We start from the raw sequence: 15,251 nt of genomic DNA, 5'->3' as shown, positions 1-15,251 counted from the left end.
ATAAATACTGCTATTAATTTTTTATAGATAAAGAAACCTTTTTTAAAATTATCGGAACGGTTTGTCCTTTCTATTTATATAATAACGTAACTGTTTTTGTATTTATTGATAAGGAGGAGAGAGAGATTTGCCTAAAATTTCAGTTATAATGACAAGTTACAATAAGCCTGCGTTTGTTGAAAAATCTATATTAAGTGTATTAAACCAAACCTTTCAAGATTTCGAGCTTTTTATAATGGATGATGATTCAGATGAAATGACCCAGAAGGTGATTCAACCATTCATAAATAATGAAAATGTACATTTTTATAAAAGTAATGTAGCTCGTATTTCTGAAAGGACAAAAAAAGTAAGATATGCCGCTTTAATTAATGAGGCACTTAAGCATGCTAAAGGAGAATATATAACTTATATTACAGATGATAATCAATATGAAGAAGAACGTCTTAAAAAGATGTCTAGTTATCTTGATGAGAATAAAGATGTTCAAATTATTTATTCTGCATCAAAAACGATTCATATAGATGAAACAGAGATGCCTATTAAAACGGTTGAGAGACCTGCAAAAAAAATTACGAATAATGCTCCATGTACAATTGATCATTGTTCTATTATGCATAGAGCATCTGTTTTACCAATTCTTGAAAAAAGGTGGAATTCTTATTGGGATGAAGATCCTCAGTTTTACCGGATAGGAGATGCACGCTTCTTTTGGAGATTAAATCACTATTGGGATTTTTATCCCTTAGATGAAATTTTAGATATCAATTATATTACTCCCCATTCAATACATGCGCAGTTATTTGCAGAAGAAAAAAATGAATTTGTGCAATTATTACCACCACAAAGAACATGCAAAGAATTAAGGGAAGACTTAAGAAGAAAAAGAGGGTGAAAAATTGAGTGACATTTATTTGAAAAATTACTGGCTATTAAATTTAGAGTATATAAATATTTTTTCAAGGTTAAAGCATTATAATATTCCTTTACCATTACTGAGTAATTTTTATCAATATTTAGATGAAGATATAAAAAATAAAATGAAAGATAATAATTTTTACAAGCAATTGTCAATTGAGCCAATAGCAGAAACACAGTTACAGTTAGAGTTTGAAAAAATAATGTCTGTATTTCAATCAAAAATAAAAAGAAAAAACCAAAATGGAGCAATCCTCCTAAATTCAGATTATCTCCGTTTTTCAGTAAGTAACTTTACTCACTTTAATCCAAATCAAACAAAGATATTAACTAGATCAAAAAAGACCGAACTCTATGGTCTTCCTACAGTTTGTGCACCAGATTATATAAATAAATCTGCTAATACCGCACATGTTTTTATAGAAAAAGCTAAAGAAATCTTTTTAAAGTTTAATAAGCACCCACTATTTTCAAACCTCTTTTTTCAAAAAAAATTACTAAGCGACCTTCCTATCATGATTGAGAAACTTAATATGGCTCATTTTATTTTTAAAGAACAAGATATTTCTGGTGTGATTGTCGGTACTACGGAAGATATAACAAGTAGAGCTCTTACTTTTCTTTCTAGTAGTGAGGGTATACCGAGTTATTGTCTGCAGCATGGTGCAGTAATGGGGGAAGAAGCATACTTTCCGGTTTTCGCAACAAAACAGGTCGTATATGGGAAATATGAAGAAGATTGGTACCTTCAAAAAGGGGTCAGTGAATCTCAAATCGAAATACTAGGGCACCCCAGATATGATGAGATCTTTGATAGAGTATATATGGATAAAAAGAATCTTTTTAATAAATTAAAAATAGACCCCTCTACAAAAGTGGTTTTTATTGCAACCCAGCCATTTAAAACTTCATTTTATACTGAATTGACAGAAAAGTTAGTGGAAGACAAAAATATTACGGTTATTATAAAACCACATCCTTGGGAAAAAGGGCGTAATTTAGTGGGAGAATATATTAAGTTAAGTAACTTATATCCTAATGTTAAATATATAACAAATGAAGTAAACATATATGATGTTATTTTACATGCAAATCTTGTGGTTATCTCAAATTCAACAGTGGGATTAGAGGCAATGTTATTAGATATACCTGTAGTTGTTTATAAATCTTTATTAGAGGAAAGGGATTATAAATATTACGATACATTAGATTGGCTTGTAAATCATTCTATGGAGGATATGACTAGCACGATTAAAAAGGTTCTAAATAATCCTTTACAATCAAATTTAGCAAAAGAATTAAGAAGAAAATTTATTAATGAAAACTATCCGCAAGAAGCATGCACAAAAAGATTAATAAATTTAATTCAAATTGAAAAAGATTAAAATCGTCACCATTTATAAATATTTGAAGTAAAAGATTATATCCTCAGTTTTCAATGATTAATATGTATTTTAAACTTGCAATAGAAACGTATGTTTCTATATCCGGCAAACTAGTTTATCTCTCAACAAATGGATTGCCTATGGAATTACAAACAAGTTGAAGAGAGGTTTTTTGCTAAAATTATTTTTTAATATGAGGAGGTATATATTTTCATGTTTTTTAAAGATAAAAATGTTTTAATTATTGGTGGAACAGGAACAATTGGAAAAAGCATTCTTTCTAATGTTCTACAGGAAAAGCCAAAAGTGGTAAGAGTTTTTAGTAGAAGTGAATACAATCAATTTTTATTACAAGAAGAATTTAGGGATAAAAATCGAAATATTCGTTATTTAATTGGAGATATTCGTAATTATGATCGAGTATTTAGTGCGATGGAAAATATTGATTATGTATTTCATGTGGCCGCGATGAAGCATGTTTCGTTTTGTGAATATAATCCGTTTGAAGCAGTTTTGACCAATATTTTTGGAACACAAAATGTAATAAAAGCGGCAATTGCTCAGAAAGTAAAAAAGGTAGTTTTTACAAGTTCTGATAAAGCGATTTCACCAACAAATAATTACGGTGCAACAAAATTGACTGCTGAAAGATTGATTACGTCAGCGGAATATTCAAAAGGTTCAAGTGAAACGACATTTACAAGTGTTCGCTTCGGAAATGTGATGGGATCAAGAGGCTCTGTCATTCCTTTATTTGAAAATCAAATTAAAGAAAACCAAAAAATAACTGTAACGGATCTTAGTATGAGTAGATTTATGATGACACTGAACCAAGCAACTATGTTAACAATTGAAGCAATGAAAATAGCAAAGGGTGGTGAAACTTTTATATTAAAAATGCCAGTTATTTCATTAAACGATTTAAGTGAAGTGATGATAGAAGAAGTTACAAAGTTATATGGATTGTCCAAGGAGAATATTAAAATTGAAGAAATTGGTTTAAAACCGGGTGAAAAAATGTATGAAGAACTTATGACACATGATGAATCTTTACAGGCTTTTGAATTACCAGATATGTTTATCATTCCTAGCCCATTAAAAAAGGGTACTCAATATGAAAATGCAAAAAGGGCGAAGGCAGGCTTTTACCGTTCTGATAATCAAAATGCTATTTCAAAAGAAGAGCTTAGAAATTTAATATTAAACCAGCAGCTATTAACAGGAGGGGAGAAAATATGAAAATATTAGTAACTGGTGGTGCAGGTTTTATTGGTAGGTGGGTTGTAAAGAGATTATTGCAGGATAAGCATGAAGTATGGATATTAGACAACTTAGCAAATTCAACTACTGCAAATATTACCGAGTTTGCACACGATCTAAATTTAAAACAATGCATTCAAGGAGATATTAAAGATAAAAAATTAGTTGCTCAATTATTTGAAAATAATTCATTTGACCTTTGTTATCATTTAGCAGCGAGTATCAATGTTCAAGATAGTATAGATGATGCTAGAGCAACTTTTGAAAATGATACAATAGGTACTTTTAATTTGCTAGAACAATGTCTTAATTATGATGTCAAAATGGTCTTTATGAGTACTTGTATGGTATATGATAAAGCTACTAATATACAAGGGATATCAGAATTAGACCCAATTAAACCAGCCTCTCCATATGCGGGATCAAAAATTGCTGCTGAAAACATGGTTTTATCTTACTATTATGCTTATAAGCTACCAGTAGTGGTTATTCGCCCATTTAATACGTATGGTCCATTCCAGAAAACAGGTGGGGAAGGTGGGGTTGTTGCCATTTTTATAAATAATAAATTAGATAATGTACCACTGAATATATATGGGGATGGAAAACAAACGAGAGACCTTTTATACGTTGAAGATTGTGCAGATTTTGTTGTGGCAGCAGGATACTCTGCAAAAGCAAATGGTCATATTATCAACGCTGGAACAGGGCAAGATATATCCATTAATAAATTAGCAGAATTGATTTCGGGAAATAAAGTAAGCATTCAACATGTAACTCATATCCATCCGCAAAGTGAAATTCAAAAATTATTATGTAACTATGAAAAAGCAAAAACAATATTAAACTGGGAACCAAAAGTTTCTTTAGAAGATGGAGTTATTAAAACAGAAGAGTGGATTAAATCTTTAAAAATTAATCCTAAGGAGAAAGAGTAATGGTAAGGGGAATCCTCGGTATGCATGGAGGAAAGCCTGTTAGAGAAACTTATTTACCATATGGCCAGCAACAAATTGATGAATATGATATTCAGGCTGTTGTAGATGTATTAAAAGGGGATTTTTTAACAACAGGACCAATGGTTCAACAGTTTGAAGAGGCTATAGCGAAATATGTGGGAGCAAAATACGCTGTTTCCTTTTCAAATGGTACAGCTGCATTGCATGCTGCCTGCTATGCAGCAGGCATAACTGAGGGAGATGAAGTAATTACAACTCCGATGACATTTGTAGCAAGTGCAAATTGTATTTTATACCAAGGGGGAAAGCCGGTATTCGCTGATATTGACAATGGAACATATAACATTAGTCCTAAATCTATAGAGGAAAAGATTACAAACAAAACAAAGGCTATTATTCCCGTACACTTTACTGGGCAGCCTGTAGAGTTAGAAGAAATACAAAAAATAGCAAAAGAAAACAATTTGATTATCATTGAAGATGCAGCCCACGCATTAGGAGCCACATATAAAAATAAAAAGATTGGTTCAATTGGTGATATGACAATGTTTAGCTTTCATCCGGTGAAACATATTACTACCGGAGAGGGGGGGGTAATTACCACAAATAATCCTCTGTTTTACAAAAAACTTTTTCAATTCCGTACGCACGGAATTGAAAAGAATCCTCGAAATCTTCTTGAAAATCATGGGCCTTGGTATTATGAAATGCAATTCTTAGGTTACAACTATAGAATAACGGATATACAAGCTGCTCTTGGCTTATCACAGTTAAATAAATTAGACTCTTTTATTAAAATTCGAAAGAAATATGTAGACATTTATAATAAAGAATTTAGTTGTTTATCTGAAATCATCATACCAAAGCAATTGCCTCAAACCGATTCAAGCTGGCACCTTTATATTATTCGTTTAAATACTAAATTATTAAAATGTAATCGAAAAGAAGTTTACGAGGCATTACAAAGAGAAAATATCGGTGTGAATGTGCACTATATACCCGTACATTTGCAACCGTTTTATCAAAAATTAGGTTATGGAAAAGGTATTTGTCCGCAAGCAGAAAATGTATATGAGGAAATTATTACGCTGCCTCTATTTCCTAAAATGACAGAAGCTGATGTGTGGGATGTAATACAAGCTGTGAGAAAAGTTCTTTCGTTTTATAGAGTTGCTAAAAATTAAATGAAAGGGGTGTTATTAAAATTGCAAAACCAAAAATTGTTAAGAGCAGTTACAAAAGGTGACATTAAAAAAGGAGAGATTATTACAGCTAATAAAGTAACAATGGAATTAAATGTTGTAGAAAATGCGCTGACCGAGCTTGAAGCAGAGGAATTATTACCTCAGGTAGCTGTATATAATTTGTCTGCAGGTACCCCAATAACAAAAGAGGTTATTGAACCTCCAAAGGTAGTAATAATTGTACTTTGCCGCTTAAAATCTACTAGGTTACCTTTAAAGGCAATATTGCCAATACACGGAGTTCCTTCCATTGAACGATGTCTTATAAATACATTAGCTATTCCAGGAAAACACCAGGTCATACTTGCTACTTCAGATATTGCACAAGATGACCCTTTGGAAAAATTTAATTTAGACGGGAAAGTTAAGATTTTTAGAGGTGATCCAGAAAATACCGCTGATCGCATGTTCCAAGCTGCAAAACAAGAAAATGCAAATATTGTCATACGGATTACAGGGGATTGCCCAGCTGTGTCACCTGAAATAAATACTTTTTTACTAGATGAACATTTGAAAAGTGGTGCAGACTATACACAGGCAGAGTTAAGTACGTTACCTGTTGGAACAGCAGGTGATATTTTTACATTAGAGGCAATCGAACGATTACTACAAACCCCAAAACCTTTAACTTATGCAGAATACCTTCCGTTTTATTTTATTAATAATCCACATTTATTTCGTATCAATGTAGTGAAACTTCCTCCAGCAGTTTGTTATCCTACTTGGAGGTTAACATTAGATGAACAACCAGATTTAGATATGTTCAATGAACTTTATAGAGGTCTGAATGTAAAATCTAAACCTTTATTCTTTCATCAAATAAAAGATTACATCCTTCGAAACCCTGAACTTATTGAAATTAATAGTCATGTAAAATTGAAATGGGCAAATCAACAATCATTAGTAGATGAGTTAAATAGAGAAACGATATTATAAATTAATAAATTGTAGTGCTTTTAGTGAGGAGGGAGTATCTTGCTTGAGAAAAAAATTGCCTTTCGCGCCGACGCATCTATTGAAATAGGTACCGGTCATATTATGCGTTGTTTAACACTGGCCCACGAGTTACGGAATAAAGGTGCTCAAGTATATTTCATTTGTCGTAAGCTAGAAGGTGATTTACATCAATATATTTTAAATAAGGGATTTTGTGTGTTTGTATTAGATGGAGATAGTGAAAATACAAATTTCTTAAGTTCAGAACACGGGAGTTATTTAAATTGGCTCAAATATCATTGGTTTGTTGATGCACAGCAGACCAATGATATTTTGTCGCAACTTCCCAAGTGTGATTGGTTAATCGTTGATCATTATGGATTAGATAATAGGTGGGAGTCTGCTTTAAGAAAAACTGTAAGGAAAATCATGGTAATCGATGATCTTGCAAATCGAATGCACGACTGTGATTTGTTACTAGACCAAAATTTATACGATAACCCTAATGATCGCTATAAAGATTTAATACCAGAGCACTCATTAGTAAAATTGGGGCCTAAATATGCTATATTACGGCCAGAGTTTCATGCTGCTAAGAAATTTTCACGAAAAAGAACAGGAGAAATTGAGAGGATTTTTATTTTTTTTGGTGGGCATGATGTAACAAATGAAACATTAAAAACATTAAGAGCTTTACAAAATATAAATCAAGATAACTTAAAAATAGACGTTGTGGTAGGAAGCCAAAATCCACATAAAGAGGAGATTCAAACTTATTGTAAGAGTGTTTCTAACGCTTCATATTATTGTCAAATAGAAAATATGGAAGAGCTTCTCGTACGAGCGGATTTAGGGATAGGAGCTGGAGGAACAACCACATGGGAACGCTGCTTTCTTGGATTACCTTCTATTACAATTATAACTGCCCAAAATCAAATTGAAGTAACCAAGGCTGTAGCAAAGGTTGGAGCTACATGGAATATTGGTACAGCTGAAAGTGTTTCGGATAAAGCAATTATGGAATGTCTAAACAAACTTTTATCAAATTCTAAAATAGTGAAAGAAATGTCTAATAAAGCTCTTTCTATACAGTGTGCCAGTAATTCAAATGAAATAGCAAAAAATATTTTAGGAGGATAGTATGTTAGATATTGAGGATTTTCAATTGGAAAGGTTAGAAAAGAAAGATTTAGAACTTATTTTAAATTGGCGGAATGCAAAAGAAATACGTTCAGTTATGTATGAAGATCATCAAATAACAATAGACGAACATTTAAAGTGGTATGAAAAACTCGTAATGGATGAAACAAAGGTTGCAAGAATATTAATATATAAAGAAAAACCAATTGGATTTGTTAATTTTACAAAAATAGATGAAATGAATCGAACTTGTTATTGGGGATTTTATATAGGTGAAAAACAAAGTGTAAGACGTGCCGGAACTGTATTAGGTTTATTAGCATTAAATTTTATTTTTGAAATTAAAGACATACACAAAGTATATGCAGAAATAATAGAATCAAACTGTATTAGTTTAAATTTTCATCAGAAACTTGGTTTCCAAGAAGATGGAAGATATGAAGATTATATTTATAGGGACAATGATTATATAGATGTCATTACAATGACCTTGTCCCGTGAACAATGGGAGGAAAGAAAAGAAGCTATAAAAATAGAACTTGAAGGTGAAAAAAATGAGTAATGTATATATCGGAGGTAGAGAGATTGGCAATAGTTTGCCACCATTTATTATTGCAGAAATGTCAGGAAATCATAATCAATCATTAGATAGAGCGTTGAAAATTGTAGAGGCAGCTGCGGAGGCCGGGGCACAAGGATTTAAAATTCAAACATATACACCAGATACAATGACTTTAAATATAGAAAATGATGATTTTTCAATTCACGATACGAAAAGTTTATGGAAAGGCAAATCACTTTATCATTTATACAAAGAAGCATATACACCATGGGAGTGGCATAAACCAATTTTTGATCGCTGTATAGAGTTAGGGATGATACCATTTAGTACGCCTTTTGATGAAACAGCTGTAGACTTTCTAGAGACATTAAATGTTTCATGTTATAAAATTGCATCTTTTGAAAATACTGATATCCCCCTCATACGTAAAGTAGCCGCAACAGGAAAACCAATAATTATTTCGACAGGTATGGCTTCAATTGCCGAACTAGATGAAACAGTAAGGGCTGCGAGAGAAGAAGGGTGTAAAGAACTAATTCTATTAAAATGTACGAGTACGTATCCTGCGTCTCCAAAATCTACAAATATAGTTACCATACCTCATATGAAAGAGTTATTTAAATGTCAGGTGGGTTTATCTGATCATACACTGGGTGTAGGAGTATCTGTAGCGAGTGTTGCCTTTGGGGCCACAGTAATTGAGAAACATTTAACGCTCTCGAGGTTGGATGGAGGAGTTGACGCTAAATTTTCAATGGAACCAGCTGAATTTAAATTATTAGTAAGCGAAACTGAAAAAGCATGGGAATCTTTGGGGAATGTATATTATGGACCGACTGATATAGAAAAAGATTCTTTAAAATTTAGAAGATCATTATATGTAGTAGAAAACATAAAAGCGGGAGAATTCTTTACAAATGAAAATGTTAAAGCTATTAGACCAGGGAATGGCTTATTACCAAAACACATATCCAAAATTATTGGGAAAAAAGCGAATAAGGATATCGAAAAAGGGACGCCTGTTTCATGGGATTTAATTTGATATCGAGGAAATGAGAGTGTTTATAGAAAGATTTATAACAAAAATACTATTTAAGTAGAGAATAAATTTTAAAGGCCCTGTTTAAAAACAGGGCCTTTAAAAAGGGCATAATATTTAACAACTGAAGGTACCTTCATATTACCATTATTGGAATATCGATACCATATGTTAGGTGTTGAGAAATAAAAAGTTCATTCGGTACAACAAAGTGGCCAGCGAAGCTAGCTAAACACTTGTTGCACAAAAGAAAATTAGGCCCTGAAAGTAATAGATATGTAACCTAAAGTTACATTTATAGTGTTAACAAGCTTGCATATATTATACGAAAAGGTATCTAGTAAAAAATTTATTTTGTAGAAATAAAAAAGAAATTGTCACCGGATCACCTTTTGATAAAACAGCGTACTTTCAAACATAATATATTCAAATCCTTATGATATATGTAAATAAAAGAGCAGCTAGTGAAAGCTAGCTGCTTAATACAGAAAAGAGAAGAACTACAGGGACGTTTAAATGAGTTCTGGCTTTCGCCTATCTTTAGTATTGACGGAATGTTTAGTTTTATGCTGAAAAACTTAAGAAGAGCATCTATAAAAAGACCTCTTTAAGGAAGAAATGAGATATTGAAAAGTGAATTAGGTTTTTAAAATTCAAGAAAATATATGACTATTTCATCATAATGTGACGATGAAACATAAAATAGTAGTTAACAAACTGGCCAGTATGGAAGCACAAACTTTGCATTTCAGCAAGGTAGGAACTATTTAATTGGTTTTGTACTGTTAATATTAGTTGCAAGTATTGATTGGGATCAATGGCAAAATTTATCTTGTCCAATGTATATTATTGGATTTGCATCAATTGTTATATTAAAAATACTACCAGAATCAACATTTACTCCCGTTAAATTGGGAGCAAAAAGATGGTTTCAATTTCCTGTTATTGGTCAAATTCAACCATCGGAGTTTTTCAAAATTGCACTAATTATATTTGTCGCAAATTTAGTAATGAATCATAACGCTAAATATATGATTCGGACATATAAAACTGATTTCCTGTTGGTTGGAAAAATTATGTTAGTCTCAATTCCTCCTATTGCTCTGGTATATAGCCAGCCAGATACAGGGATGGTGTTCTTATACGCAGCATCTATTGTATTTATTCATATCAGGGATTCAAAAGAAATTAATTGCATTTTGTACATTCATTCCGGTAACTCTACTATCTACATTAATATTTACATACGTAAGATATCCAGATTTTTTCTTTAAAGAATTAGTTACTAGGTTAAAACCTCACCAACAATCACGCATTATAGGTTGGCTGAATCCAGCTGAAAATACAGATCAAGGGTATCAAACGCAACAATCTCTTTTAGCTGTTGGAAGTGGCGAATTACATGGAAAAGGATTTGGTCAAGGAAGTGTATATATTCCTGAAAAGCATACTGATTTTATTTTTGCTACCATCGCTGAAGAAGGTGGATTTATAATAGCGGCTCTCGTTGTATTGGTCTTGTTACTTCTTATATATCGAGTAACTATAATTGCTTATTCAGCAGAGAATCTGTTTGGTACATTACTATGTGCGGGGCAATTAGTGTTCTAACACTTCGAATCTTCGAAAATATTGGTATAATGCCAGTAAAAGGAATTGCACTTCCTTTTTTATCATATGGAGGAAGTTCACTGTTTTCAAATATGATAATGATCGGGCTTATCTTATCGGTGCATAAAAATTATAAAAAATACATGTTTCAAGTGAAATAAAAGTTAAGAATATGTTATAGATTAATTTGAAGAAATCCCCTTGTGCATCTATATGCACAAGGGGATTTCTATTTTAATAAAGCTGTGACTGTAAAATAGTTGTTATAAAGTGGATTCTCTTATGAAAAGTATGCTGTGTTATCACTTTTGTATGAATTTTTTCAACCATTAATCTTTTTGAAATCGTGTCATCTAAATAAAGAGATACTTTATTTAAACAGTCTTCAAAGCTGTTATAGGATATAATTTCATCTTTATTGAAGAACGATAAAAGATCAGACTTTTCTTCAATAATTTGAAAGCCTTGGCAAGCGGCAATATCAAACGTACGATTATTAATAGTATTATTTTTTACTTTATTTTTATTTTTATTTTGTGGAAATAGATGACTACGATGAGGATTTAAAATAAGACTAGCGTTGTTATAATAGAGCGCAACTTCTTGAGGTGGAATCCATTCTTCTATAATTTTAATTCTTCGGTGATTTTTCCATTTTTTTAATAACTTATTTCTCCAATGTCGGCCAATAATAGTATAGTGATAGGGGGTATTTTCTAAAAGGAAATGTATTAATTTTACTCGGTTTGGATAAGGATAGCCAATGAATAATACTTCACTTTTATATTTTATATTTTTTAGACTAGGTTTAAATACGTCTATATTAGTTGCTAATGGTAAGTGATATACATTGGTATATCCTAAAGCTGTGTAATATTTAAGTGCTTCGCTATCAATAGTAAATATAAAATCAAAGTTATTTAATAGAAGAAGAGAAGTATCTATATAAAATGGATCCTCAGTTAACCAGACAGCTAATTTAATGTTCCATTTTTTAAAATATTGAATTGCTTTTTGTGGTAGATGATTACCTAATAAGGTGAATACAATATCGGGATGAAAAGTTGTTGTAATGAAATCCAATTGTTGTATTAATTCACTCGGTTGTATCGCTAACCATTCGAAATTTTGATCTATAAGTGTTCCTTGTATGCTTTGATCTAGATATTGATAAATTTTTGAGTAACCAGAAGTAATGTATAAGAGTTTCATATTTCAACCCCTGCTTTAGGTTTAAAATATATTATGAGATAAACGTAACACTTTCTATTTCTTTACAACTAATTTTAGTAATACTTGTAGTAGGAGGAGTAACTGAATTTTCCTCTTCTAATGTGACGATACAAGTATTAGGGTTAAAATTTGTAAAAATAGCAGGTCCAATAATATTCCCAGATTTACCAGTCACAGTAACGACTTCGCCTGGCTGTAAATTTTTAAAAATACTACATACTCCACCTGAACAACCAAATAAATTGCATAAGAACAAATTTATTCCTCCTTTAAACAATATACTATATCATATGAAGTTTTGTAGAACGATGTGTAGACAAGTAACCTTTAGAAGAGAAAAAATTTAAATTAAAGCAATTTATTGAAATAATAGGTCAATAGAATGTTACATCTCAGGGGATACTGATTAGATTTTTCATGAAAAAAGACATTCATTAGAATGTCTTAAATATGGATTAAGCTAGAAAAATATGAATCATTTTAAAGAGTGGTTAAAGTAACACTTTCTATATCTTCACAACTTATGAATGTAGTATTGGTAGATGAAGGGGTTATCACATCTTCTTCTTCCAATACTACTGCACATATATTCGGAAAGAACAGTGAAAAAGTAGCAGGTCCAATAATTTGACCTGATCTAGTAGTAATTGTAACAACTGTTCCCGTTGGCCACGAAGAGAATAGAAAACAAGCTAAACCTGTACAATCTGCCATAATAAATCCTCCTAACTTTAAGTTTTAATTGAAGTAATAAAGTCCAAACATTTTATAGTGTATGTGGGAGTAACATGAAGTGCTTGGACTAATAGAAATCACTTTCTGGTTTTATCTCTTTATGATCAATGAGATAACTATTAAATCCTACAATACAAAGGTTTAATAAATACAATATGGTCAGAAGGTTTAATGAAAAAGATATTCTATGATATAGTAATTAGCTATTCCAAGGTCAAAATACTGTGAATAGGAATTATAAAGTGAGGAATTTTTCAGAGTAACAAATGGAAGTTTTAATAATGTAACAAAAATTGAACATAATCTTCATTAAAAAAAAGAACACAAATCAGTGCTCTTAGAAAGTAGACTATAGGGCTTTCGGATTAGTATATACTATCATATGCTCGTTTTTTTTAAGGGTGTAAACAAAATTAAATAAAAATAATACATATGAGGTTTTTAAAAGAGTAATAGCTCAACAGGATGGATTTGCATACATATAAACTAAATAACCATAATTTCATTTGTAAATTTATATAAACAAAAATATTTGAAAACAAACTTTTCGCGTTGCTAAATTGAATATTCCGGTTCTTATAAGTGACAAAGGATACTTTGAGAGAGTATTGAGACAAGGATAAACTGTAAGGAAAAATTATATAAGTGATTAATTAATATAAAACCATCCTATTATTGTATATGTGGACACTGGATGTTTCTATGTAGTTTGTTTCAAGTGACTTATAATCCAATGTCTATTGGCATGTGATGTAATTAAATGTAGCTAGAATACAGTATAATATTGAAAAATATAAAGTTTGTAGTGTTTGAAACAAATTAAAGAAGTAACATAAGGAATTTACGCATAAAGTAATGTTGATGGTAAAATTAATAGAATTTTCATTTTAATAAGATAAAAATGTGATGTTTTTAACGTATAATAATTTTACTACGATGAAAATACGGCCACAAATTAGTTAATTTAAAAATTAAATTTAGATAGGAAGAGGATAATGAAGACCAGAGATAGTTATAAAATTATTGTCGTTGGTGCTGGGACTGCAGGACTATCTTCTACTGCACATTTATTAAGAAATATCCCCCTATTGAAAGAAAGTATAGCGATTATTGATCCGTCAAAAAAACATTATTTTCAGCCACTATGGAGTTTAGTGGGGGGAGGAATTGTTTCAAAGGAAAGTACAATGCGTGATCAAGAATCGCTTATTCCAAAAGGGGCAACGTGGATCCCTAAAAGTGTTGTTAAGTTATTTCCGGATGAAAATAAGATACTGTTAGATGACGGACTGCTGCTTGAGTATGAAATTCTTATTGTAGCAGCTGGTATACAAATAAATTGGGAAGGTATTAAGGGCTTAAAAGAATCTATTGGGACTAATGGGGTATGTAGCAATTATTCTTATACATATGTTGACTCTACTTGGAGAGAAATCGAAAAATTTAAAGGAGGAAATGCGCTTTTTACCCACCCTAATACTCCTATTAAATGCGGTGGTGCTCCACAAAAAATTATGTATTTAGCAGAGGAGTATTTTTGTAATAGTGGTGTAAGAAACAGAAGTGAAGTAATGTTTTATTCTGCAAACACTGACATATTTCAGGTTCCACGATATGCAAATACTTTAGAACAAGTACTAGAAAGAAAGCAAATTATAACGAATTATAATAAAAACTTAGTAGAAATTATCGCCGAAAAGAGAGAAGCAATTTTTGAAGATACGCAAACGCTGAAAAGAGAAACCATACCATATAGTATGATACATGTTGTTCCACCAATGGGGCCACCAAATTTTATTAAAGAGAGTGAAATAAGTGATTATCAGGGATGGGTAGATATAAACCCTTATACTTTGCAGCATGTAAAGTATAAAAATATTTTCGGACTTGGAGATTGTACTAATTTACCTACTTCTAAAACTGGAGCGGCAATTCGAAAACAAATACCTGTCTTAAAACAAAATATTATGGACGTACTTAGTGGAAGAGATTTGCAGGCTAAATATGATGGGTATACATCTTGTCCAATTATTACAGGATATAAAAGTCTTATACTCGCTGAATTTAACTATAAACATGAGCCTCAAGAAACGTTTCCGTTTAATCAAGCGAAAGAAAGGTATAGTATGTTTTTACTTAAAAGATTTATGTTGCCATATATGTATTGGAATTTTATGTTGAAAGGGATCCTATAGGGGAAGATAGAAAGTGGTTATAAAAATTGAAAAG

14 protein-coding genes and 1 pseudogene are annotated in these 15,251 nt (G+C 31.4%); 12 read left to right on the top strand and 3 right to left on the bottom strand.

The features are described from left to right. Positions 1–127 precede the first annotated feature (127 nt). The 11 genes and pseudogenes from ACYFX0_RS02020 (at position 128) to ACYFX0_RS01970 (ending at position 11,215) form a co-directional block, all read left to right on the top strand. The gene (locus tag ACYFX0_RS02020) at positions 128–895 is read left to right on the top strand and encodes a glycosyltransferase family 2 protein (protein WP_106081745.1); all 768 of its coding nucleotides are present in this window, start codon (positions 128–130) and stop codon (positions 893–895) included. Positions 896–899: 4 nt separating this feature from the next. Further along, a complete protein-coding gene (locus ACYFX0_RS02015) occupies positions 900–2,303 on the top strand; it encodes a CDP-glycerol glycerophosphotransferase family protein (protein WP_001280559.1) in 1,404 nt (467 codons plus the stop codon). Positions 2,304–2,516: 213 nt separating this feature from the next. Continuing rightward, positions 2,517–3,542, top strand: coding sequence for an SDR family NAD(P)-dependent oxidoreductase (locus tag ACYFX0_RS02010; protein ID WP_000465155.1), 1,026 nt, complete (start codon positions 2,517–2,519; stop codon positions 3,540–3,542). Continuing rightward, complete coding sequence (locus ACYFX0_RS02005) at positions 3,539–4,501, top strand: dTDP-glucose 4,6-dehydratase (RefSeq protein ID WP_000699376.1); 963 nt, start codon at positions 3,539–3,541, stop codon at positions 4,499–4,501. Before ACYFX0_RS02010 ends, ACYFX0_RS02005 begins: the two co-directional genes overlap by 4 nt. Beyond that, entirely contained in the window at positions 4,501–5,706 is a 1,206-nt protein-coding gene (pseC, locus tag ACYFX0_RS02000; RefSeq protein ID WP_106081743.1) for a UDP-4-amino-4,6-dideoxy-N-acetyl-beta-L-altrosamine transaminase, read from the top strand. Before ACYFX0_RS02005 ends, pseC begins: the two co-directional genes overlap by 1 nt. Next, positions 5,707–6,702: a cytidylyltransferase domain-containing protein gene (locus tag ACYFX0_RS01995; RefSeq protein ID WP_000679359.1), complete on the top strand. Its 996-nt coding sequence runs from the start codon at positions 5,707–5,709 to the stop codon at positions 6,700–6,702. It begins immediately after the preceding gene. 39 nt (positions 6,703–6,741) lie between these two features. Next, complete coding sequence (gene pseG, locus ACYFX0_RS01990) at positions 6,742–7,842, top strand: UDP-2,4-diacetamido-2,4,6-trideoxy-beta-L-altropyranose hydrolase (protein ID WP_106081742.1); 1,101 nt, start codon at positions 6,742–6,744, stop codon at positions 7,840–7,842. Between the two features lies 1 nt (position 7,843). Next, entirely contained in the window at positions 7,844–8,404 is a 561-nt protein-coding gene (gene pseH / locus ACYFX0_RS01985; protein ID WP_000884084.1) for a UDP-4-amino-4,6-dideoxy-N-acetyl-beta-L-altrosamine N-acetyltransferase, read from the top strand. Then, entirely contained in the window at positions 8,397–9,446 is a 1,050-nt protein-coding gene (pseI, locus tag ACYFX0_RS01980) for a pseudaminic acid synthase (protein ID WP_016077412.1), read from the top strand. Before pseH ends, pseI begins: the two co-directional genes overlap by 8 nt. 767 nt (positions 9,447–10,213) lie before the next feature. Next, a pseudogene (locus ACYFX0_RS01975) lies at positions 10,214–11,054 on the top strand (FtsW/RodA/SpoVE family cell cycle protein). Next, on the top strand, positions 11,030–11,215 hold the full coding sequence (locus ACYFX0_RS01970; RefSeq protein WP_367399326.1) for an FtsW/RodA/SpoVE family cell cycle protein: 186 nt from the start codon (positions 11,030–11,032) through the stop codon (positions 11,213–11,215). Before ACYFX0_RS01975 ends, ACYFX0_RS01970 begins: the two are co-directional and overlap by 25 nt. Positions 11,216–11,288: 73 nt before the next feature. Here the strand turns inward: ACYFX0_RS01970 and ACYFX0_RS01965 are convergent, their stop codons facing one another. From ACYFX0_RS01965 to ACYFX0_RS01955, 3 genes are all read right to left on the bottom strand, one after another. After that, positions 11,289–12,266, bottom strand: a complete 978-nt coding sequence (locus ACYFX0_RS01965; protein WP_000772272.1) for a CgeB family protein — start codon at positions 12,264–12,266, stop codon at positions 11,289–11,291. Between the two features lie 31 nt (positions 12,267–12,297). Then, positions 12,298–12,543 carry a hypothetical protein gene (locus tag ACYFX0_RS01960; protein WP_000477970.1) on the bottom strand — a complete coding sequence of 82 codons (246 nt, stop codon included), beginning with the start codon at positions 12,541–12,543 and terminating at the stop codon, positions 12,298–12,300. A gap of 224 nt (positions 12,544–12,767) precedes the next feature. Continuing rightward, the gene (locus ACYFX0_RS01955) at positions 12,768–13,001 is read right to left on the bottom strand and encodes a hypothetical protein (RefSeq protein WP_000752669.1); all 234 of its coding nucleotides are present in this window, start codon (positions 12,999–13,001) and stop codon (positions 12,768–12,770) included. A gap of 1,016 nt (positions 13,002–14,017) precedes the next feature. Here ACYFX0_RS01955 and ACYFX0_RS01950 point away from each other — a divergent pair. After that, positions 14,018–15,217, top strand: a complete 1,200-nt coding sequence (locus tag ACYFX0_RS01950) for an FAD/NAD(P)-binding oxidoreductase (protein ID WP_000857326.1) — start codon at positions 14,018–14,020, stop codon at positions 15,215–15,217. Positions 15,218–15,251 lie beyond the last annotated feature (34 nt).

The organism is Bacillus sp. NEAU-Y102 (assembly GCF_054788175.1).
This window is presented reverse-complemented; position numbering and strand designations above follow the sequence as displayed.

Bases quoted from the DNA above. Each gene is read 5' to 3' on its own strand.
- pseH (WP_000884084.1), top strand. From the start codon at position 7,844: ATGTTAGATATTGAGGATTTTCAATTGGAAAGGTTAGAAAAGAAAGAT.
- ACYFX0_RS01955 (WP_000752669.1), bottom strand. From the start codon at position 13,001: ATGGCAGATTGTACAGGTTTAGCTTGTTTTCTATTCTCTTCGTGGCCA.
- ACYFX0_RS01970 (WP_367399326.1), top strand. From the start codon at position 11,030: ATGTGCGGGGCAATTAGTGTTCTAACACTTCGAATCTTCGAAAATATT.
- pseI (WP_016077412.1), top strand. From the start codon at position 8,397: ATGAGTAATGTATATATCGGAGGTAGAGAGATTGGCAATAGTTTGCCA.
- ACYFX0_RS01965 (WP_000772272.1), bottom strand. From the start codon at position 12,266: ATGAAACTCTTATACATTACTTCTGGTTACTCAAAAATTTATCAATAT.
- ACYFX0_RS02010 (WP_000465155.1), top strand. From the start codon at position 2,517: ATGTTTTTTAAAGATAAAAATGTTTTAATTATTGGTGGAACAGGAACA.
- ACYFX0_RS01995 (WP_000679359.1), top strand. From the start codon at position 5,707: ATGAAAGGGGTGTTATTAAAATTGCAAAACCAAAAATTGTTAAGAGCA.
- ACYFX0_RS02005 (WP_000699376.1), top strand. From the start codon at position 3,539: ATGAAAATATTAGTAACTGGTGGTGCAGGTTTTATTGGTAGGTGGGTT.
- pseC (WP_106081743.1), top strand. From the start codon at position 4,501: ATGGTAAGGGGAATCCTCGGTATGCATGGAGGAAAGCCTGTTAGAGAA.
- ACYFX0_RS01950 (WP_000857326.1), top strand. From the start codon at position 14,018: ATGAAGACCAGAGATAGTTATAAAATTATTGTCGTTGGTGCTGGGACT.